Origin of the sequence: Micromonospora sp. CPCC 205739 (genome assembly GCF_036906795.1) — a bacterium.
Taxonomy (GTDB): Bacteria; Actinomycetota; Actinomycetes; order Mycobacteriales; family Micromonosporaceae; genus Micromonospora.
The window spans coordinates 86,568-102,632 of record NZ_JBAKHS010000012.1; the positions used below are offsets into that span (position 1 = coordinate 86,568).

Genomic DNA, 16,065 nt, shown 5'->3' on the forward strand with positions numbered 1-16,065 from the left:
GACTGGGGTTCGGCTTGTTTTGGCCTGACGAGCTGGAGATGTTTGGCCAGATCAGCGCGTACAGCATGGCAGATGCGACGGTGAGCAAGACGCCGTCGCGGAGGACTGTGATGCGTGTCCGAATGGTTTCCTCGCCCCACCCGACGGAGCGAGCGTAGCCCAGCGCTACCTGCCGTAGCACCGGCGCCGACCCAAAGGCGATGTGCCGAGTTTCAAGGCGTCCGAACACTGCGCTGGACGTGAGCAGCGACACCGCTCCACCGAGGGCGAGGACGGCGAGCACCACGCTCAGAGCCCAGATAGCGATTGCCCATAGGCCGTGGGAGATGACGCGGTTCGCGCCAGCAGCCAGGACGCCGATCTCCGCGAGGCCGACGGTCAGCATGGTTGCGGCCCGAGACTTGTTTTTCTCAAGATCGGCCAGTTGCCGGTCAAGCTGGCGGCGGCCCTCCTCAACGACGACCTTCAGGTCATCGTCAGTGAGGTGGTCGAGGTCGCCGGTGAGCTCCTCGGGACGGCCGAAGGTGGGAACTTCGATCCCGGGCCGGAACACCGCGAGCACGTACCAGCCGTACACCCGTGCCTCGGCAAACCGCTCGCTGCCTGCGATGACGCGCACTAGTTTTCGGCCAGGTAGTCAGCGATTGCCTGGGCAACCGACGTGGCAACGGGTTCGGGGAGGAACAGCCACTGGCCGCCTGGGTTGAGATCCAGGAAAACGGGGCCATCCGCGTCAACCACCCAGTCCTGGCTGCTGTAGCCGACATGCAGTGCGGCGGCCAAGCGAACCGCAGCCTGTTCGACTTCGGGCCACCGGTTCGAGGCGGTGAAGTCGCGGTGCGCGCGCCTGTGCTCCCGCCAGTCCAGCGGCACCCCCACGGCGTCCAACTCGGCGACCCAGGCGCGGTCTCGGACCGTGACCACCCGTAGATGCAAGCTCGCCGAGACGATTTTCTGCGCGAGGAAGGGCGCATCGAGCAGATCTGCACCAGCCAGGTCAGCAGCTCGGACCTCGCGCACGTAGACCACCTTCTGGCGCCCCTCCTCGTCTTGGAAGTGGCTCGGCCCGAGCGGCTTCAGCACGAAGCGGTCCCCAAGTTCATCTCGGAGGTCATTCGCTGAGCCGCTCACGAGCGTAGGCGGGACCCGGAGGGCAGCAGCCAGGGCGGCGCGGTACTGCACCAGCTTGTTCTCCGCTGCGAACAGCGCATCCACCGAAGTAAGCCAAGTCAGGTTGGGGTCTCGCAGGATGGCGGCGAGCAAAGCCAGCCGAGACGACAATATGGCCGCAGCATGGCTTCCCAGCGTCACCCCGTGGTCCCAGCCTGCCGGTGCCAGCCGGCGGGCCCAACCGCGACCACCCAGGCCATCCTCATGGACATCGACGGTCGCGCCGGACAAATCGATCAGCCGCATGCAGCCTGGCTCTAGCCGCTGCATAACTGCGGTCTGGCGAACGGCATCGATGATGACGGTGCCCCGCTTGGGCAACCGGACGGCAACGGCTTGAACATGGGGATCAGCAGGGTCCCCGACAATGAGCACCGGCATGCGAACCTCAAGGCGCGGCGGAGCTTAGCATCGCACCCGACCGCTCTTCATCGGTGCTCTCGACCGCTTCGGTGAAGCTCGTCATGCGCCGAGGACGGGATCGTTCCGACGAGGTACGACCCGACCGAGGTTGGCCGCCGCTACCGGGAGCGCCCGTCTCCGGGGCCGGCGCGACCGAATTAGCCAGGAGTCGATAGAAAGCCACCGAGCAGGACGTCCTCTCCTCATCCGTGGTACCAACGGATCCTAGGACATCCTGAGGAAGTTTCTCACCATCACATGAGAGGTCACCTCGGTGCGGCGCCCGGGTCAAGCATGCCCGCCCGACGGGATGCCCGGGTTTTGGCAAGACGGAGCCCTTGGTCTGCCATCGCGGCCGTGGGAGGCTGCTGCCTACATTCCAGCACCCCGAACCGGTCCACGAATCCCCCGTAGGACAGCATCCTTCAGCCGGTCACTCATCCCGGTATAGCCGGCGGCGCCGGGGCGCGCAGCAGGGTGCGGGTGAGGGTGCTCGTCGGAGCGGACAGAGCGATGCCTCGGTCGGCACCCAGAAGCTCGACGTCTGTCGGCGTACGAGTCAACGCCCACAGCTAGGTACAGCTGAACGTGCACGGCGTCGTGCAGATGAATGACGAGACGAGCTGAGGCATCTCCGCTTCAACCGCCCACGACCCAACCAGCGGACTTAACGAAATCCACAGGAACGGGACTGGAGGCACGGCCCGTTGTGACGTTTCCGTTACCAGCAACCCGGCATCGACAGTGTGGTGCATCCGTTTTCGATGGAGCGCCGCTATCCGACCTGTGCCCAATCGAGGCCTTATCTGCCCGGATCAGTGCCTACCAACCGCGAGTGTCGACTGCTCTGCGGCGATTATGTGCTGTAGGCAGCGAGACCTGAGTTCCCGGCGACCACAAGAGCGTCGGTCAAGGCCTGCCATTGTGGGAGTGTGCCGTTCTCTTCGACTGCTGCACGGATCGCCGTCAGCCATTCGTTGGACGACGTCGATCGGTTGACCGTGACTCGGCCGTCTTGGACGCACAGGTCGGCAACCCAGGCAAGCCCGCGGGTGGCTTGCTCCGTGGCCGGCAGCTTCCGTACGAGCCGGATAAGCGCATCGACACAACGGGCTTCTCCCATGCCGACAGGCAGCCACCGATCTACCAGGTCCGTGAGCGAAGGGGGATCGACCCAGTCGATGGGTGGGCCGGACAGTTCGTTGTACAGCCCCTGCGTCCACGGCAGCGGGTCCGGCAGCAGAGCGGCCGCAGCCCAGCCTCCCCAGGTCCGCTCGCGGTAGACGCTGGATGTGCCGTCGGTGTAGGTGAGGGCGTGGACCAGCAGGCCTGGCCATAGATCTCTCGCCGCCCTGGCCAGGGTGTCGTTCTCGGCGCCGGCCGCTGCGAGTCCGTGGAGCATGTGCATCAGCAGCCCTGCGTCGTGGCGCAGAACGTCGAGGTGATCGAGGATCGGGGTCGGGTTGGCGTCGGCCGCGTAGGACTGCAGGAGGGCGCGTGCCGCGACGAGCATGTGCGTTCCCCGATGGTCGGGGTTCCAGCCTTTTTCCTTGTGCCGGACCATGGCGCGCCGCTGGACGGCGAGCAGGTCGGCGAGAAGCTGTTGTGCGTCGTTGGTGACGCAGTGGCTGGCCGTTGCCGCCACGCCCAGGGCGCGGATCGCCGGGTCGAGGACGGCGATGTCGATCGATTCGCCGTCGAGTTCCTTCAGGCGCGCGGTAACGTCGCCCTCGATCATCACCCGTGTGGAACGCTGGGTGTCGACATTCCAGGGACCGATCTCGGCACGCCGTGCTGTCTCGAGGACCCACGCGAGCGCAGCCATGTGGATGCACTCAGCGCCGGTACAGGGTGATGCCCACAGGACGTCGCAGCCGCGGGCGAGGAAGAGGCGGGTTTCGAGCGGGGCTTTACCGGCCAGGGCGAGCCCGACCTCGGCGACGTCGGCGACGGCCACGTTCGCCTCGGACAGCGCTGGCGCGAGTGCCGGCGTGAGTAGGGCGGGGAGTGCGCGGGCGGCGGACCGGTCGGCGCCGAGGTCGAAGTACTGGCATTCGTCGCGTAGGTCTGCGGAGTCGAGGAATGTGGCGGCGACCGCCATCACTACCCGGATTGCGAACGCGGCCTTGTTGCCCAGGGCTTCAGCTTCGCCCTTGGCGGCGCGTTCGATAGCTGCTCGCACGACCTGCGCGACGGCGTCGTGCGGGCGCAGGTGGTGCTGGTCGGCTTCGAGTAGCGCTTGCGCGGCAGTCAGGTCGTCTGCGATCTCTGCAGCGGTGGGTGGCTCGTAGCCGTCACCGGACCTGACTGACGCCCAGTAGCGGTTCTGGAGGCGCAGGACTGCTTGGTTCTGTTCTTGTTCGGCGATGATGTCGGCTTGGGCCGCGATGACTTCGGGTGGCGGGACGACTTCGAGGTACAGCTGGTCGCCGTCGCGCGTGAGTTGGTATCGGGTTTCGTCGAGGTTGGCGGCCCAGTGCAGGGTTTCGTCCGGTCCGAGACCTTGCCGGGTGCCGTTGGCGACGAGCTGTTCACCGATGCCGCGTAGTTCGGCGCGGCGTGCCTCATCGGCGTGGGTCATGAGCCAGACGGACACTTCCCGCGGGGTCCAGCGGCGGCGCTCCGGGTGTGCAAGGTCGTCGGAGGGGGACGCCCGGAACCCGTGGTATTCGCTGGTTGTCCGGCTGAACTCGAGCAACCAGATGGTGGGTTCGGCGAGGAATCGGTCGAGTTGGTTGCCCGCCTTCTCGATGTTGCGGGCGAACAGCCCGTACAGCATGCCCGGGACCGCGAGGTTCTCACAGCCGTCGAGGAGACGCTCGACGATGAAGTCCGGGCCGATCCCGCGGTCAAGCAGTTGCTCGGCGAGACGTTCCATGGCTTGCAGCGCGCTTATGCAGGGATAAGGGCCGTTGGACGTTCCTCGATACCATGCCCACACGTGGCCGTCGCCGACGTACTGGCGGGGCTGGCCGGTCAGATTCAGCGTGACGCCCAAGGACTCATCGTCCGTCTCTGCTGTGGTGTCCGGCTTCTCCGCGGGCGCTAACATGCTCCGACGGTGGTTCAGGTGTGAGATGAGCTCGACGCGGGCTCGGGCGGCATGGTTGAGAACCTTGTTGATCACTCGGACCGATGTGGCCAGTGAGGCGGTCCTGAGCAGCTGCAGGAACCCGCCGAACCAGTATGCGGCGAATGGCGGAGGAAAGCCCTTCCAGCGTCCTTGGTGATCGCGGATGCCTTCGCCGTGGTCGCCCCACTGGTCATCGGTGTCCTCGTCGATGTAGTAGGCCTCTATAAGCCTGGCGAGCAGTTCGGGGTCGTGCCGGGAGATGCTGAGCGCACTGATGGGTGCGTCGACCGCTGGGGCAAGGAACGCGGGTGCGTCATCGGCGAGCGTCTGTAGGCAGGTTTCGACGTCGGTGTCGATGTCGGGTCCGAGCAGTGCCAAGGTCTCGACGAACTCGTCGTCGGTGACCCGGTAGTCCAGGACCTTCCGCCAGCGCCGGCGGGTTGGCCGGGTCGTCCAGCCCGGTACGTCCTCGTCGGTCGCTTCTTTCTGCGGAAACCGCGCCCAGAAGGCCAACAGACGTGCACGGAGCGCTTCGCGAAGTGTGTGGCCCGCCGGTTCGTCCGCGACGACGAGGGCTTGGAGCCAGCTTGTGAGGACCTCGAACGCCTGCGCGGAGAGGTTCCAGGGCTCATCCTGGTCGATCAGAAGGCGCGCGACGGGTGCCCCGATCGACGGGTCAATGGCGCCGTTGAATGAAAACCGCTGCGTGATTACACGCAGCACATCAGCCAGCTGCAGGTCGGCGGGTGCGAGGCCGACGGCGGCCTTGAGGCATTCGTACGCGGCCGGTGTCTCCAGGACCGCCTCGATCGGGACATCCGCCCACCGGGAGCCGTGTGCGCGGGCGAGTCCCTTGAATTCCGCGATGAGGTCCTGGAAGGTCCGCTCGGGCTGGCCGGCGGGGCCGACCAGGTGGCCTTTGCACGCGAGAGTGACGGCAGACAGCGCCCACCGCGGCACCCCGGCGGCGTGGAGCGTGCCGACGATCTGTCCGGAGCGGACGAGGTGGATGGCGGTCGCGTAGCGGCGTACCTCATCGTGCGCGAACTGTGGCTGCCGGCGATAGACGTTGTGAGGTGCCAGGAGGTGGTCGGCGCGCAGGGCATCGACTGCGGACGGGCCCAGGGAGCTCGGGACGACTGTGGTGTCGGTGCCGGCCAGCGTGGCTGCCGCGAGCGCGAGCAAGGCCTCTTCGCGTGCCTGTGGTGAGCCGTGGCCGGGGCGCCCGTCGCCGCGGACGACCTTGCTCCAGATGATCTGGAGGCAGTCCCATTCGCTCATCGGGCCATCCAGGGCGACACCGGTTCGCGCGAGCAGGTCGAGTACGACCAGGCGCCTGAGCAAGGAGGTGCCGGGCAGGTTCCGCAGCAGTCCCCGCAGCAGGGGGAAGCGTTGCGCGACCTGGCCGAGGTCGTCGTCGTCCAGGGGTGCGACGTGGAACGTCTCGGCGGAACGTTGCCAGCCGATGGTCAGCTGCTCGCGAACGAACTCTGCCGTATGGTCGGCGGCGACTGCGATGACTCCCAACCCGGCGGCCGAGGCGGCGGCGACCAGGTCGAGTAGCAGACCGGCGGATCGTTCGGCCGCCGCATCGGCGGCGTCGACGACGAGAAGCCGGCGCGGCGCGGACAGCTCGGCCATTACCTGGCCGAGTGGTGTACCGAGCATGTGCTGGAGCTCGACGCTGGTGTTCGGCAGCTCGCGGAAGTTGACAACGACTGCTTCGAAGCCGGCGGGCTCGGTGGTCTCGAGTTCGGCGACGATCGACAGGACCAGGGCGCTCTTGCCGGTTCCCGAGGAGCCGGTGACGACCAGCGCGCCGTGGTCGGAGGTGACGCGCCGCAGTTCCGCGGCGAGGTTGGCACGTCGTTCGGTGAACGGCAACGCTAGCTGCGGCGTGCCGCCGATGCCGGCGCCGATGGTGTCCCGTACGGCGCCGAACGCCACGGCTCGATACTGGTCCAGGATCCTCCACGCCTGCTTGCTGCGGGTGGACGGAACGTCGAGGAGCAGGTGCGTGTCGGCCCGCAGCAGGTTGAGGTCGACCACCGCACCGATACCGTCGTACTGCCCGGCCTGCACCTCGAGACGGTCACGCAAGCCGACGCCGTCGGTAGTGTCGGAGGCAATGCCGTCCAGCGAGCTGGCGACCGCGCTCCAGTCGGACAAATCGGGGCTTTGCACCCTGAACCCGAGGATGTGCAGGCGGGTGAGGAGGGCCCAGGTCCGCTCACCCACCTCGGTGTCATCGGGCTCCTTCTCGAGGGGTTTCGCGACCATCCGACGCAGGTGGCGGTAGCGGCCACGAACGCGCTGCGACCAGCGACCTTCTGTCCCCAGGGCGGTGTGGAAGGTGTGGGCGTCGCCGTTCGCTCGGGCGAGGTCGCACAGCTTGGCAACCTGTTCCCATTCGGGCTTCCACCCGGCAACCGCGACGGCGACGCGTCCGCCGGGGTGGGCGGCCACCTCGTCGAGCAGCGACCTGACCAGCTTGACGGTCTCTTCGTGACTGGGGACGAAGTTGGGCGTCGCCCGGCAAGCGACGGCGAGTTCGATGTCGTGATCGCCCGCGACGACGAGCAAGTCGTCGACCGGGTGCGCGGGCCCAGTCTGGAACGCGAGCGACCGGACCGGGAGCTCGCCCGTCTCTATGCGGCGGCTGCCGGTGAGCATGCTCGCGAGGTAGGTGACGGCGACGCGGCGGGCGAAGGTGACTCCACCGCCGCCGGTGGAGTACGTGTTTACGCCGGTCGGCGCCACCGCCTCTGCGCCGACGGCAGGAGTCTCGTTCGGACTGGTCATCACATCTCCGGCGTGCGCTTGCCGCGGCCGATCGGCGGACGCGTCGCCCCACACTGTAGGGCGGCCGACCGACAGGAACCCGGACGGGCACCTCGAGAGAGTGATCGCGCCATCGCAGAAATTTGCCTTCGCCAGCGGACAGAGGGCTGATCGAGGATGCCCGGGCGATCAACCCGGATCTGACTCGCCTGCTGGGTTGACGCGGTGAGATCAGTCAGCGGCGCTGGCGGCAGCGAGGGCGGGTGCGACGTTGTCTTGGTCGATGATGGAAGACATGAGGTAGGCGCTGGGCCGGTGCATGGCTGCCACCGCGATTCGCCGACGAAAGCTGTGGGGTGCATCAGTCGATCTCCGTCTGGTTGGTGCCGAGATGGGCGGTGATGCGCTGGTGCGCGTCGTCTGCGTGTTGGCACAGGTGCTCAGGGACGGGTGCGGTGTGGGGCGTGGGGCGGGTGCCGTTGACGGCGTGGACGCGGGCGGTGGTGGCGGCGACGGCGTCGGCGAGGCTCGCGTTGCGGCTGGCTGCGCGGCGGGCCTGTTCGGCGGCGGCGGCGAGGCCGGCGTAGCGCGTCGGTAGGGCGCTGTCGTACCAGCGTTTCCACGACGCGTGCTGGGCGTCGAGGACTGCGGCGCGTCGGCTGTGCTCGGCGATCTGGTGGTCGAGGCTGGCCAGCTTCTGCTGGAGGCTGCCGACCTGGTCGGCAGCTGCGGCGGCGTGGGTGTACAGGTCGCGTTGCGCGCTGAGGCGTCGGGTACGTGACGGGCCGCGGTGCCACCAGCAGGGTTGCAACCGTTGCGCGCGCAGCACGGAGTGGCGGTGGGTGGCGTCGGCGGTGGCGAGCAACTGGGTGAGGTCGTGGCGGTGGTGTTCGGTGTCGGTGAGGGCGCGGTAGGTGGTGCGCAGCTCCTCGGCGACGTAGGCGGGTGCGGTGCTATCGGCGTCGCGTTGCGCGGTGATGAGTCGGGCGAGTTCGGCGTCGGGTGCGGTGGTGAGCTTGCCGGCGAGGGTTGCGGCGCCGAGGACGAGTCGGGCCCGGTGCCAGGCGTTCCAGCGGGTGATGTCGCTGGTGCGGGGCTCGGGTCCGATGGGGTGGTCACCGATCAGCTGATAGGTGTCCCGGTAGCCGGCGACGACTTCGGCGCGGGTGAGCCATTGTTGGCGGCCGAAGTCGTCGGTGGGGATGTCGCCGAGGGCGAGGCTCCAGGCGGGTCGGGTCTGTGCGGCGAGGTGCGCGAGTGCTTCGGCGCGGCGGTCGCAGATGGCGGCGACCTGGCGTAGCGCGTCACCGATGTCGCCGGTGAGGTCGGTCGGGAGGCGGTCGGTGTGGGTGCGCCAGTGTTCTGGGCGTTCGGCGACGGCGGGGTCGGCGGTGGCTCGTTGCATGAGGCGGTCGATGCGCCAGCTGAGGACGGCGGCGATGTCGTCTGCGGTGTCGAGTTCGCGTACGCGGATGACGCGGCGGAGGATGTCGCGGGGTTCGTGGCCGGCGGCGGCGTAGGTGGTGAGTCGGTTGATGAGCGCTGGTAGGGCGAGGTCGTGGGCGAGCCGGTCGGCGAGGGCGGGGCCGCTGAGTTGGCGGACGATGGCGAGGTGTTCGGGGATGCGGGCGCGGGCGGTGAGGTCGTCGTAGATGGGCGTCCAGGTGTGCAGGGCGTCGGCGTCGGCCCAGAGCTGCTGTTCGGTTTCGGTGGCGGAGCGCTCGGGTGCGCCGCGGCGCATGATGTCGGCGAGAACGGCGACGCGGGCGGTGGGCGGGGCGGGTGGGGTGCCTTCGCGGGGGTCGTCGTCAGTGACGACGTACGCCTCGTTGAGCGCTCGGCCGCGGGTGAGCATGACGTAGACGCGGGCGAGGGAGGTGTTGTCGTCGATGAGCGCGCGGGCGGTGTGGACGGTCTGTCCTTGGACCGAGTCGACGGTTTGCGCGTACGCGAGGTGGGTGTGCTGGGCGGTGTAGGCGGCGGGCAGGACGGCGGCCGTGCCGGTGGTGATGTTGGTGACGTGGAGCTGTCCGCCGCGGGTGACGGCGTGGATGCGCCACTGGTCGCGGTTGGTGACGTAGTCGGGGCCGGCGGCGATGCGCCGGTCGTTGCGGCGGGTGACGATGGTGTCGCCCACGCCGGCCAGGTTGCCGTCCCGTAGACGGACGGCTCGGCCGGGCTGCACATGACCCGTAATGATGAGCAGGTTGCGGGCGTGGTGGGCGATGTCGCTGGCCTCTTCGGTGGTGTCGACGAGCATCATGCTGCGGCGGCCGGCGGTGATGTCGGCGAGCCACCGGGTGAGCATCTGGTCGACGAGGTGGCGGCGGTGCCCGCCGACGAGGCGCCCGCGCCGGTCGTACTCGTCTAGGACGGTGGGGTCACCGTGTCGGAGCCGCAGTGAGGCGGGGCCTTCCCAGGCGTGGGTGAAGCGATGTACGTGAGACAGGGAAGTGGTGACGCCGAGGGTGGCGAGGTAGCGGAGCAGCCCACCGGGCCCGACGGCGGATGTCTGATTGGGATCGCCGACGAGGATGAGCTTGCCGCCTACCTGGTCAAGCTGGGCGGTGATACGGGCTAGATCGTGGCTGGAGACTTGGGATGCCTCGTCGACGATGACCCATTGCCCGGGTGCGAACGTCCAGTGGCGGGCTCGGGTGCCGGGCGGGGGCCGATGTTGGGCGTGCAGCCATCGCGCGACGTTCTCGGTGCGCAGGGTGGTCCCGTCGGGTTGCTGGGTGGCGTCAGCGAGCAGGTTGGCGGCGGCCTGACCGACGGTGAGACCCAGCACCGGTATGCCTGCGGCGTGGGCTGCGGCGACGACGGCCCGCTGAAGGTGTGTCTTACCGGTGCCGGCGGGACCGATGACACCGGTAATGCGCCGGTCATCGCCGATGAGGAACCGCAGCACCTCGGCTTTCTCTCCGGACAGGTCCAACTGCTCGACGGCGGCGTTGACGACCTCGGCGGGTGCGGGCCGCGCGCCGCGTTGACGGGCGTAGGCGATGACCTGGTGCTCGGCGGCGAGGACGGCGTGGGTGGTCAGGTGCAGATCCCGGTGGCGGGTGTATTCGCTGTGCAGGTCGCTGACTCGTTGCAGGCTCGGTCCCCACTGCACGAGCGCGGGGGGAGTCAGGACGCGCAGGCCCGCAGCCCCTTCGGCGACGGCGCGCGCGGCGAGGCGCTGCACACGTTGCCAGTCCGCGGCGGGCGAGTGCCCGGGTGTGATGTCGAGAACCTGACCGATGGCGAGTTCGAGGTGGTCGCGGCCGAAGACCGCGCGCTGACCTCCGAGCGTGTGCACGGCACGGGCAACCGCCAATCGGTCGTCGGCGCGAATGGCGGCATCGATGACGCGCGATCGGTGCGCGCGGGAGACACGAAGCTGGGCGGCGGCTTCCCGTAGCGTGGCCTCGTCCAGGGCGGCGGGGTCGGCTGCGAGACGGCGGGCCCGGCGCAGCACCCGCAGCGCGATGGCGGCGCTGTCATCGTGCGCGTGACCGGCGAGAAGACGTTGGATCTGCCCGCTGGTGTCGAGGCCCATCTTGCGGTCTTCCGCGAGCCAGCGGCGTACGGCTTCGTGGGTCGACTCGGCGCCTTTGTGAGGGCGGCGGGTGCGCAGGGTGGCGTCCTGAGCGCGAGTGCGCCACCGTCGCGGTGCCATGCGCTGAAGCGGGGACGCGCCGCGGTGGATCTCTTCGGTGATGGCGGCGCGTCGTTTGGCGTAGTGGCGCAGGGAGCCGTCGCTGATGCCGACGATTTCACGGATGCCGGTATCGGGTCGTGGGGCGAAGGTGATGCCGCGGCGCTGGCGTAGCTCGGCTTCGATCGCGCGTTCGTAGGCGACGCGGGCACCGATCGCGGCGCGGTAGAGGGCCCGGCCGTCGAGGGCGAGCCACTGGGGTTTCGCGTCGTGGCTGTGGGCCTGAACTTTGGCGGAGACCACGATGTGCGCGTGGAGTTGCGGGTCACGTTCACGGCTGAGGCGGTGGTCGAAGACCATGGCCGCCAGGCCTGCGGTGTCGAGTTGGCGGACGCCCCCGGCGCCAGCGCGGGCGTAGGCGCCGTGCCGTTGCAGGTGGTCAAGCGCGACCCGTACCCCGGCGTGGTGGGCGGCCATGACGTCGCGTTTGATGTCGTCGTCGCCGAAGGCCCACAGCAGCGACACGGACTTGACCGGAGACACGGTGACGTCGAACGCGGACACAGCCCGGCGCTCTGGGGCGGTCATCGCGTCGTACCACGCCTTGTCCCGCTGTTCGACCGTGGCGTCGTCGGGCAGGAGTGACAGCGCTCGCTGTGCGGCTGCGGCCCGGTACGCGTCTGTCTGCGGCGCGTAGGTGCGCCACCGCTGTCCGAGCTGATAGCCGGCGCGGGGATGGCGTCCCTGGCCGACGAGGAAGCGCATCTGGCTCTCGGTGACCCAGCCGCTCATTCCGAGGACCTTGGCGCCGTCGCCAGCCCACCAGCCGGGGCTCTCACCGCGCGCCGTCGGGTCCATGTAGTACGGGGCCGGGCCCCCGGCGGTCGGGGCGCGCATGTCGTGCCGGCCGGCCACGACCTGCTCCATCAGATAGCGATATCCGCTGCCGGGCGAGATTCGCGTGATGGACAACATGCGAAAACCGTAGATGATCAACTAGAAGATGGGTGGCGGAGAATGCAAGAGGGTGTGTCGCCTTTAAGGGGGTGAGAATCGTGAGGGTGGGCGTTCGTGCAGGTAGGAGGCTATGTGGCCGTTCTGAGTGAAGGTCTGATGTGATTCCTGAAATTGCGGCCAGGATCGACCGAATATGCAAGCTGCCGGGCTCGGGATGTGTTGGGGGGATCGGAAAGTCGCTACGGTCGGGATATGGCGAGTCGAACGGGGAATGATGCGGTCCGTGCGCTTCGGGCCCGGCAGGAGGTCGAGCGGCGTGCCGTGCGGGCGGTCGAGCAATCGGCGTCGGCGCTTGCGGATGCTGCCGAGCGGCGGCGCGAGTTGCTGGCAAAGGTAGACGGGGAGCTTCGGGACGCAACGGCGGGACACGAACTGTCGGTGGTGGTCCTCGCGGCGATTCTCCGTGACGACGGATTGGCCGCAGAGTTGGCCGGTGTGGACGTAAGCAGGGTCCGGGCGCTGCGGCGGACGGTGGACGGTAAGGCGGTGCGCGAGCGCATCGCGCAGTTGGGGTCGGTGATGCCGCGTCGTGGCCGGCAGCCTGCGCCGGAGGTCGTGTCGCACGGGGGCGTGATGGGTGATGCCGGGTCAGCCGCCAACCTGGTGGACGGCGGCTGACCCTCGGATGCTGTGGGACGTGGGGTGAGAGTCGGGAGCGGCAGCCGGCGGCGGCGTGCTCGAGGCGCGCCGATGACGTCCCCGGGTGTGCCGCCCCGGCCGCTGCGGGCGGCCGGGCGGGCTCGGGGTCAGGGCTGCTGGCCGAGCAGGCGTCCGGGGTCGCCGGTGGTGGTCCATCCGGCGCAGTCGCTGAACAGCCGGTGCGCGCTGTGGGCAAGCGTGATCGGGTACAGGTGGGGGCGCTGCACGTAGTGCTTGGCGTGCTGCCAAAGGTCGAGCAGCATCGCGGCCAGTCGCAGGGTGGCGCGCATTCGTCCGGGGTTGCAGTCCTCGCAATGGTGCCGGCGGGCGTACTTGATTAGTGCGACGGTTGCGGCGCGCAGTTGTACAGCGGTGGTGAGGTCGTGGACCGGCTCGGTGGGCCACGCGGGGCGGTGGTCGCACAAGTCCAGACGGCTGATGACGTGCGCCATGCGGCGGCGGGCGTCTTCAAGCATGGCCAGCGTTTGACCGGCGCGGTGGACGGCGGGCGTTGCCGCCGGGATCAATGTCGTGGGTGCCGTCAGGGCAGACATAGGGGCTCCTCGTGTTGGCGTTCGTGTGGGCGGTGTTCGCCTTTCCGCCCGATGGCGCGTGGTGCGGGTGGAGGCGCGGCCCGGGTGGGGTGACCCGGGCCGCGCCGGGGGTGTTAGCGGTAGCGGCGGCGTGAGGTGGCTGCCTTGGTGGCGGTGGTTGCGGTGGTTGCGGTGGTGTGGTGCCACAACTCGACGGCTGCGCCGCGGCGCTTGGCGTCGTACATGGCAGCGTCAGCCCGGGTGAGCAGGTCGGAGGCCGTACGGGTGCCGTGGTCGGCTATCGCAAGGCCAACGCTTGCGCGGCAGTTGACGGGCTCGCCGAAGATCGCGAGCGTGCTGCGGTCGAGGGCATCGGCTGCGGCGGTGGCGTTCTCGCGGCTGGTGCGTTCGCCGCCGTCCGTGATGATCAAGAACTCGTCGCCGCTCATTCGGCCGATGTAGGCGGCGGGTAGGTCGAGTGCGGCGAGGGTGTCCGCGACGTGGATGAGCAGGCTGTCGCCTGCGGCGTGCCCGTGCTGGTCGTTGATCGCTTTGAAGTCGTTGAGGTCGAGCAGGGCGACGCTGACGGGCCGGGCGCGGTCGGCCAGGAGTGCGTTGAGGTGGCGCACCAGCGCGCGGCGGTTGGGCAGGCCGGTCAGCGGGTCGTGGTGGGCCTCGTGGCGGGCGGTGGCGAGGGCGGTGCGAAGTCGTCGGTTTTGTAGCAGGAGTGCGACGAGGTTGGCGGTGGTAATTGCGAGCAGGATCGTTTGCCACGCCGTGTGCATTCGGGTGCTCCCTGGGGTTGGGGTTTGTGTGGTGTGCGGTGGGGGTTCGCCGTCCCCTCCGAACAATCATTACTATACCCAATCTGATGGTGTCGGTCTATCCAATTCGGCCCGCACGGTCGAGAAACCTCAATGATTTGATGTGCCGGCGGCTACGCCGATCACGCTTTCATTTGTCGAGGTGTTGCCATCGACGGGTAACAGGGGAGCCGGCGCGGCCGGCTCCCCTGTTACGTCTCTACGGCTGGTGTCGCCTGCGGGCGTCCCCGAGTACGTGAACCTGATCGGTCAGGATGAGCGGGGCGTCGGCCGGTCCCTTGATGTGAGGACGGACGTAGGTTCGGCGGCGCAGTGCGCGGCCGGGGCCGTAGGGCTGCTGTCGGAAGAATCCGGCGACCCACCATCGGCGGGTGTAGGCGCGCGTGGTCGTGCCATCGCGGCTGTCCTGGCGGGCCTGCTGCTTGCGTCGCAGCCGCACCAGCCGCACCGTTGGCGCAGGTCGGTTGGCGCGCTGGTATGCCTTGCGCGTCGCCTTGTCGGCTGGTTCCTCGGTGACCTCGGCGTCGGGCTGCGTCGACAGGATCCACGTGGCGATCAGGGAGCACAACATCACGCGCGTCTGTTCGCTGCTGGGTGCGTACGCGACAACGGCGTGAAGATCACGAAGGACGCCCTTCGCGCCGCCTGGCGCGTTCGACCTGCTGTCCTGGATCGCCGCCGCCGACGGCCAACTCCACCTAATACCGGCAGACCCAGCGCACATCCTCGAGGTCCCGATCCACCACCCCGATCAGCCGTGGATCGCCGACCTCGGCCTGCGCTGGCCCGCCGTACCCGTCATCAGCAACATGACAATCACCTTCGGCGGCCTGCGATTCCCCGCACCGTTCAGCGGCACCTACATGGCCTCAGAGATCGCCACACGCAACCTCGCCGACGCCCACCGCTACCACCAACTCCCCGCCATCATCGCCGGCCTGCGCCTACACCACCGTGACCGGCTGCGCGCCGACAAGGCTCTGCTCACCCTCCACGAAGCCGTGCTGCACAGCTTCGAAACGGCGGGCGTGTCCATCACCGACCACCACCGCGAAAACCGGGCCTTCGCCCGCTTCGTGCAGCACGAGGAAGCAGCCGGCCGCGTCGTAATCGGTGACTGGAGCTGGCTCAACTCCTACCCGATGGCGCCCCAGGACCCCTCCTGGAGCCGCTACTACCACCCCGGCCAACCCACCCCGGCCCTTGTCGCGGACCCGTACTGCCTCGCCCTCACCGCCGGCCGCCCCAGGCCCGGCCACAAACCCTCACCGCGTCAGCGCGCCGACGTCCCCCCGGCCGCTGCCGCCACACCCAACCACTCAAGGGAGGACACATGTCCACACGCACACCCGCCAGACCCCACCGGCGACTGACCCGCCTGGCCGCGGCAGCTGTCACTCTGGCAGCCGTCACCGCCGGTCTCGTCGGAGTCTCCGGCGGACCCGCCCAGGCAGCCGGCTGCCGCACCGCACCGTACAGCGCGAAATTCGGGGCCGCCGACTACTTCATGCAGTACGACGGCGTCGAAGTCATCAGCTACCCCAAGTACCCCAGCTACTACCGCACCACCAGCCAGTGCCGCGACATCCAGGTCCGCAACACCGGTGACGGCGTCGACTTCGGCCCGTTCTACGCCTGCGTCAACTTCTACGGGCGTGCCACCTGCAACAACTGGACGTACGTGCCCGTCGGCCAGTGGCGCAACCTCGCTACCAACGTCAAGGACGGCACCAAGTTCTACGTCTGGGTCCGCATCGACATGGGCAAGTACTACGGATTCAGAGCCGTCGGCGACTGGTGATCAAGCTTGGGGCCCGCGCACGCGGGCCCCAAGCTTCTGTACCGCCAGTAGTCGCTCAAAAGAAGCGGGCTGCATCGATGCGATGAGACCTGAGAGCTCGGCTCCCGAGCAGATCATCCACATCCTAGGATGCCCAGCGGATGTGATCTCCTCGGAGTCGGCAATTTGGCGGCTGGGGTCGC

10 protein-coding genes are annotated in these 16,065 nt (G+C 68.6%); 4 read left to right on the forward strand and 6 right to left on the reverse strand.

Features of this window, described 5'->3' with window-relative positions; genetic code table 11:
• The first annotated feature begins 319 nt into the window (after window positions 1-319).
• Window positions 320-622, forward strand: coding sequence for a hypothetical protein (locus tag V6U88_RS19140; RefSeq protein ID WP_334454836.1), 303 nt, complete (start codon window positions 320-322; stop codon window positions 620-622).
• On the opposite strand, the gene V6U88_RS19145 is transcribed toward V6U88_RS19140, so the two are convergent.
• From V6U88_RS19145 to mobF, 3 genes are all read right to left on the reverse strand, one after another.
• Window positions 619-1,416, reverse strand: a complete 798-nt coding sequence (locus V6U88_RS19145; RefSeq protein ID WP_334454837.1) for an ATP-grasp domain-containing protein — start codon at window positions 1,414-1,416, stop codon at window positions 619-621. The genes V6U88_RS19140 and V6U88_RS19145 overlap by 4 nt on opposite strands.
• Before the next feature lie 1,012 nt (window positions 1,417-2,428).
• Window positions 2,429-7,447: an ATP-binding protein gene (locus V6U88_RS19150; RefSeq protein WP_334454839.1), complete on the reverse strand. Its 5,019-nt coding sequence runs from the start codon at window positions 7,445-7,447 to the stop codon at window positions 2,429-2,431.
• A gap of 340 nt (window positions 7,448-7,787) precedes the next feature.
• Window positions 7,788-12,065: a MobF family relaxase gene (mobF, locus tag V6U88_RS19155; RefSeq protein WP_334454841.1), complete on the reverse strand. Its 4,278-nt coding sequence runs from the start codon at window positions 12,063-12,065 to the stop codon at window positions 7,788-7,790.
• A 213-nt stretch (window positions 12,066-12,278) separates the two neighbouring features.
• On the opposite strand from mobF, the gene V6U88_RS19160 reads away from it, so the two are divergent.
• Window positions 12,279-12,704, forward strand: a complete 426-nt coding sequence (locus V6U88_RS19160; protein WP_334454842.1) for a hypothetical protein — start codon at window positions 12,279-12,281, stop codon at window positions 12,702-12,704.
• Window positions 12,705-12,832: 128 nt separating this feature from the next.
• On the opposite strand, the gene V6U88_RS19165 is transcribed toward V6U88_RS19160, so the two are convergent.
• The 3 genes from V6U88_RS19165 to V6U88_RS19175 form a co-directional block, all read right to left on the reverse strand.
• Complete coding sequence (locus tag V6U88_RS19165) at window positions 12,833-13,279, reverse strand: hypothetical protein (RefSeq protein ID WP_334454844.1); 447 nt, start codon at window positions 13,277-13,279, stop codon at window positions 12,833-12,835.
• 113 nt (window positions 13,280-13,392) lie between these two features.
• Window positions 13,393-14,043 carry a GGDEF domain-containing protein gene (locus V6U88_RS19170; protein WP_334454846.1) on the reverse strand — a complete coding sequence of 217 codons (651 nt, stop codon included), beginning with the start codon at window positions 14,041-14,043 and terminating at the stop codon, window positions 13,393-13,395.
• A 238-nt stretch (window positions 14,044-14,281) separates the two neighbouring features.
• The gene (locus tag V6U88_RS19175) at window positions 14,282-14,653 is read right to left on the reverse strand and encodes a hypothetical protein (protein ID WP_334454847.1); all 372 of its coding nucleotides are present in this window, start codon (window positions 14,651-14,653) and stop codon (window positions 14,282-14,284) included.
• Between the two features lie 88 nt (window positions 14,654-14,741).
• On the opposite strand from V6U88_RS19175, the gene V6U88_RS19180 reads away from it, so the two are divergent.
• On the forward strand, window positions 14,742-15,455 hold the full coding sequence (locus V6U88_RS19180) for a nitric oxide synthase oxygenase (RefSeq protein WP_334455006.1): 714 nt from the start codon (window positions 14,742-14,744) through the stop codon (window positions 15,453-15,455).
• On the forward strand, window positions 15,416-15,883 hold the full coding sequence (locus tag V6U88_RS19185) for a hypothetical protein (RefSeq protein WP_334454848.1): 468 nt from the start codon (window positions 15,416-15,418) through the stop codon (window positions 15,881-15,883). Before V6U88_RS19180 ends, V6U88_RS19185 begins: the two co-directional genes overlap by 40 nt.
• The last annotated feature ends 182 nt before the right edge of the window (window positions 15,884-16,065 follow it).